This window comes from Huijunlia imazamoxiresistens (assembly GCF_037132455.1).
In the GTDB taxonomy this organism is placed as follows: domain Bacteria; phylum Bacteroidota; class Bacteroidia; order Chitinophagales; family Chitinophagaceae; genus Flavisolibacter; species Flavisolibacter imazamoxiresistens.
Genome location: NZ_JBBBEI010000066.1, coordinates 1 through 4,782 on the forward strand (window position 1 = coordinate 1; position 4,782 = coordinate 4,782).

Annotated in this window: 4 protein-coding genes; 2 read left to right on the forward strand and 2 right to left on the reverse strand. The window is 50.7% G+C overall.

Annotation, left to right across the window (positions count from 1 at the left end; genetic code table 11):
- Positions 1–375: 375 nt before the first annotated feature.
- The gene (locus V9K67_RS26735; RefSeq protein WP_336728146.1) at positions 376–843 is read right to left on the reverse strand and encodes a hypothetical protein; all 468 of its coding nucleotides are present in this window, start codon (positions 841–843) and stop codon (positions 376–378) included.
- 145 nt (positions 844–988) lie between these two features.
- Here V9K67_RS26735 and V9K67_RS26740 point away from each other — a divergent pair, with 145 nt between their 5' ends.
- Both V9K67_RS26740 and V9K67_RS26745 read left to right on the forward strand, forming a co-directional pair.
- Positions 989–2,014 carry an alpha/beta hydrolase family protein gene (locus tag V9K67_RS26740; protein ID WP_336728148.1) on the forward strand — a complete coding sequence of 342 codons (1,026 nt, stop codon included), beginning with the start codon at positions 989–991 and terminating at the stop codon, positions 2,012–2,014.
- Positions 2,015–2,065: 51 nt separating this feature from the next.
- Positions 2,066–3,085 carry a PDDEXK nuclease domain-containing protein gene (locus V9K67_RS26745; RefSeq protein WP_336728150.1) on the forward strand — a complete coding sequence of 340 codons (1,020 nt, stop codon included), beginning with the start codon at positions 2,066–2,068 and terminating at the stop codon, positions 3,083–3,085.
- A 95-nt stretch (positions 3,086–3,180) separates the two neighbouring features.
- On the opposite strand, the gene V9K67_RS26750 is transcribed toward V9K67_RS26745, so the two are convergent.
- Positions 3,181–4,461, reverse strand: a complete 1,281-nt coding sequence (locus V9K67_RS26750) for an IPT/TIG domain-containing protein (protein WP_336728151.1) — start codon at positions 4,459–4,461, stop codon at positions 3,181–3,183.
- Between the last annotated feature and the right edge of the window lie 321 nt (positions 4,462–4,782).

Sequence of the window (4,782 nt, forward strand, 5' to 3'; positions counted from 1 at the left end):
GGCCTTTTTGGCGTTAAGCCCAACTTTGCTGAACTCTTTGTGCCTTTGGGCACAACTGGTGGGTAGAAAAAAGCGGTAAGAGTTCTTCGTCCCCCTGGGGACGATTGGTAATTGCAGCCTACCAACCGTTCCTGGCGGAACGCAGAACCTCCACTGGAACCTTTTCTACCCACCAGGCGTTCCTAACGGAACGCAGTTTTCCTGGCGTTGTCTTTCTTGGGCAGCGCCCAAGCCTGTCGGTAGAAAATGCCCAGAGAGAAAATCATGGGCAGCGCCCATGCCTGTGCATGTAGGACGCTTGCAGGTGAGAAAGTCCATTACAGATGGTTCCATTTGTAAACACCCAAGCAAATCATAGCGCATTTTCCTAGGTGCTTACGAAACTTCCCAAACTTTGATGTGTTCGATGGGAATGATTGCCTGCTTTAATTTTATCGGGCGTTTGGCTGCCATGGACGTTTCTGTGGAAGACGATGGGTAGAGGCGGGCATTTTCTATTTTGCGGATGTGCACTTCGGTGGCGGTGCAATCATTGCGGATGGTCCAGTTGTGGCCACGGTATCCCTTAAGGAGCACAATGCCCGGACCGTCTGTTGCCGGGGTCCATTTACCGCTAATTTCCGTACCGCCCATAGGCTTCCAGTTGTAGGTTCCGTTGGCATTGATGCGCAGCACATCGGTGGCGGAGTGATAGGAATACACATTGCGTTCGTAGCTGCCTTCCTTTTCTGTGGTGACTGCCATCACCTCGCCCAGCTTCCAATTCTTAACAATTTGTGAACGTAACTTTTCCGCTTCATGTGTTTTTCCTGTTGAGGTGTTCTTCCCGATTGCAGTTTCCACATTCGATCCTGACCGTTGCCGGAAACGTGTGATCACGGCATCTACGTCGAATGAACGGAAATCAGGTTACTACAGTTAGGGTAACTTCGTCTCGCTGGAAAGATTTGAGATCAACCAATCAACAACAATAACTAAAACGGCTTCCATGAAACTACAGCTTCAATCGCTGTTTACTGTTGCCCTGCTGCTGAATGCAGCCGCTTTATTTGCCCAGGGAAAAACAGGAGCGGATTCAACGGCAGGTAAGCAATCATCTTCGGAAAGTTACATCCGGTTCGACGATACCCGGAATACAGCCTGGACGGAGGACTTTGAACAGGTGGGAATAAAGTCGGGTAAGGACGGCCAGGTTCAGAAAGCCTTTTTTTATAAAACCCGGTCCGGAAAACCAAAACCCCTGGTCGTATCCCTGCATACCTGGAGCGGAGATTTTCGGCAAAAGGATGAACTGGCCCCTCTTTGCAAGGGAAAGGACGTAAACTATATCCATCCCGACTTTCGCGGGCCCAATAAGACCAGCAGTGCCTGTTGCAGTGAATTGGCGCTGTCGGATATTGATGACGCCATCACGTTCGCGATTAAAAATGCAAAGGTGGATACCGCTGCCATATATGTGATCGGGGTCAGCGGCGGTGGCTATGCTACGCTGAGCACGTTTATGAAATCAAGGCATAACATCAAAAAATTCTCGGCCTGGGTCCCCATCACCAACCTGGAGGCCTGGTACCAGGAAAGTACCATCATGAAAAGCAAGTATGCCCCGGATATTTTGGCTTGTACCGATTCGAAAGACACTGTTAACCTTGCTAATGCCCGGCAAAAGTCACCTGTGTTCATGAAAACACCGGCAGCAAAACTAAAAAGTGCAAAGCTGTTCATCTATGCCGGGATTTATGACGGCATCCAGGGCAGCGTGCCCATTACTCATTCGATTAACTTTTATAACAAGCTGCTGACGGATTTGTCGGTAAAGGATAAAACAAAGTATGTGTCCGTTCCCGAAAAGCTTCACCTGCTGGAGTTTCGCCGTCCATTAGGGAACTTCGGAAATATAGGGGACAGAAAAGTTTGCCTGAAAAAAGAGTACGGTAATGCCCGGCTTACCCTGTTTGAAGGCAACCACGAAATGCTTCCTGAATATGCACTGGACGAGCTCCTGAAAAATGAATAGCCTTCCTCCACTGGAAAATTTCCTTCATCAAGGCTACTTTTGGAAAATAATATGCTGATCAGACAAGAACTTATTCCGGAAATCATAGCCCTTATCGCCGCAGCAAAGGAAAAGGCTATCCGCTCGGTTGATTTTGAGCGGGTGCTGTTGTACTGGAAAATAGGAGAGAAGATCTTTGAAGAGGAGCAGCAGGGAAAAGACCGGGCCGGCTATGGCGAATACCTGATCCAATTTATTGCCCGGGAGCTGGAACCGGAGTTCGGCAGCGGCTTCTCCCGCAGGCAGTTGGAATTGTTCCGCCAGTTCTACCGCACCTTTCCAATTGCGAATACACTGTATTCGCAATTGGGTTGGAGTCAGTACAAGTTGCTGATCCGGATCGAAAACCAGGAGAAACGGCAATTTTATATGGCGGAGGCCATAAAAAGCAACTGGACCGTACGCCAACTGGAGCGGCAGATCAACAGCCAGTTGTTTGAGCGCCTGTTGTTGAGCAATGATATTGAAAGCGTCCTGGCAGTGGCCCGCAGCGAAAGGCAACCATCAGGGGCCCGGGAGATCATCAAGGATCCTATGGTGCTGGAATTCCTGGGCCTGAAGAAAGAATCAGCCTATTATGAACATACCCTGGAAACGGCGCTCATTACCCACCTGCAGGAATTTCTGCTGGAGTTGGGAAATGGCTTTTCCTTCGTTGCCCGGCAGAAGCGGATCCATATTGAGGGAGATGAGTTTTTCATAGACCTGGTATTCTATAACCGGTTGTTGCAGAGTTTTGTGCTGATCGAAATCAAAACAACCAAGCTTACCCATCAAGACCTGGGCCAGTTGCAGATGTACGTCAATTATTATGATCGGACGGAAAAGCTTGAATCCGAGAACCCGACTATTGGAATTCTGCTGTGCGCCGATAAGAATGATGCCGTAGTAAAGTATTCCTTGCCCCGGGAAAACCAGACAATTTTTGCAAGTAAGTACCAGCTTTACCTGCCCACCGAGCAGCAATTGATGGAGGAGGTTAGAAAGGAAATCGAAAAGCTGGATGCAGGTACAGCTCCTGACCATGAGTAATGCAACCGGAGCGACGATCCGGCTTTTCAGCGCGGCATGCCCGATTCCTGACCAGGAAGGTAAGGATCTGGTATACTTTCCTTAGAGAAGGTGAACTATTCAAGGATCGTCCTGGCAATACGGCTTTTCCAAAACTCGGTTGTATAAATATTCCCCAACAGGTCCAGGGCTATGCCGGTAGGTTGGTAAAACTGGTCCGAACCTCCTGCCACCGTAGTGACCAGCCCGCCGGGTGTTATTTTCCGGATCCGGTGATTAAAGTTATCCGCAACATATACATTTCCCTTGGCGTCTATCGCTAAACCGGCAGGATGAAAGAATCGGGCAGTGCTGCCCGCGCCATCGGCAAAGCCCGGCACTCCGGAACCCGCCAGGGTGCTGACGTTCCCCGAAGGGCTGATCTTGCGTATCCGGTGGTTTCCCAGGTCGGCCACATAAACAGTTCCCTGCCCGTCTACGGCAATACCCGAGGGGTTATTGAACCGGGCGGCGCTGCCGGTACCATCAGCAAAGCCCGGCCTTTCCGTTCCATTCCCTGCAAGCGTGCTGACCACTCCTCCCGGGCTGATCTTCCGGATAGAGTTATTCTCATGATCGGATACATAAACATTGCCGCGGGCATCCAGCGCCAGGTTGCCGGGCTTATAAAACCGGGCAGCACTGCCCTCACCGTCGGTGAAGCCGGGTGTGGTGTTTCCCGCCAGGGTGCTGACCACTCCCGCCGGCGTAATCTTCCGGATGCAATTATTAAAGATATCGGCCACATAAACAGTTCCCGTCCCGTCTACAGCCAAACCGGCAGGAGTGAAAAATTGTGCGACGCTACCCGGTCCGTCGGTGAAGCCATAGGTGCTTCTGCCCGCCAACGTAGTAACGGTTCCGGCAGGAGTGATCTTGCGGACACGAAAGTTGCCATGGTCTGCTACATAGATATTACCCTGGCCATCCACCGCCACGTCAGCAGGGTTGGAGAATTTTGCGGTACCGATTTCGCCATCAGCAAAGCCGGACGTGCCGCCACCTGCAAGGGTGCTTACTGTAGCCGTATACACATAATGGAAGTCGGGACCGGCCGCCAGCCGGCCGCCGCGTTCCACCTTTACGGGACCGGTACCGGCGCCTTTCGGCACGAAGGCATGGATCAGTGTTGCAGAGGCATTCTGCACAACGGCCTGCCTGCCATTAAAGGTTACTTTATTTTCAGCCGGATTGGTACTAAAGCCGGAACCAGTGATGGTCACTATGGAAGAATGTTTCCCGGTATCAGGTGCTATACCTGCAATGGCCATGCTTTCTCCATTTTTCCGGCAAGACAAGGTCAGCAGGGTCAGGGCTGTTAGTATTGCAATGGCTTTGTTAAGGGCTACTATGCTCATGCAGGAAATTTACAATAGTACAGACAAGCATTATTCCATTTGTTCGCCTTAAGCCCGGATGCCTAAGTGGGAAAAGTGGAGCATTTTAAAAAGTTCCCAGGGAGACGACTTTTCCCGGCAATGCCAGGGGGCGGGGCGTCCTCCGGGACCCAAGGGACAAATTAATTTTAAAAAGCTTGGCGGGTAATGGCAGAGCTTGTATCTTTGCGGCCCGCCAAACAAATAACGGCGGTTGTTCTTTACAGTGAGGGGAAAATAAGGGTGAAAAAATAGCCGCCGGTTTTTAAGAAAAAAGATTTGGCAGCGTAGCCGAAAAGCTCT

Coding starts and splice junctions, on each gene's coding strand:
- V9K67_RS26740 (WP_336728148.1), top strand. CDS start 989: ATGAAACTACAGCTTCAATCGCTGTTTACTGTTGCCCTGCTGCTGAAT.
- V9K67_RS26745 (WP_336728150.1), top strand. CDS start 2,066: ATGCTGATCAGACAAGAACTTATTCCGGAAATCATAGCCCTTATCGCC.
- V9K67_RS26750 (WP_336728151.1), bottom strand. CDS start 4,461: ATGAGCATAGTAGCCCTTAACAAAGCCATTGCAATACTAACAGCCCTG.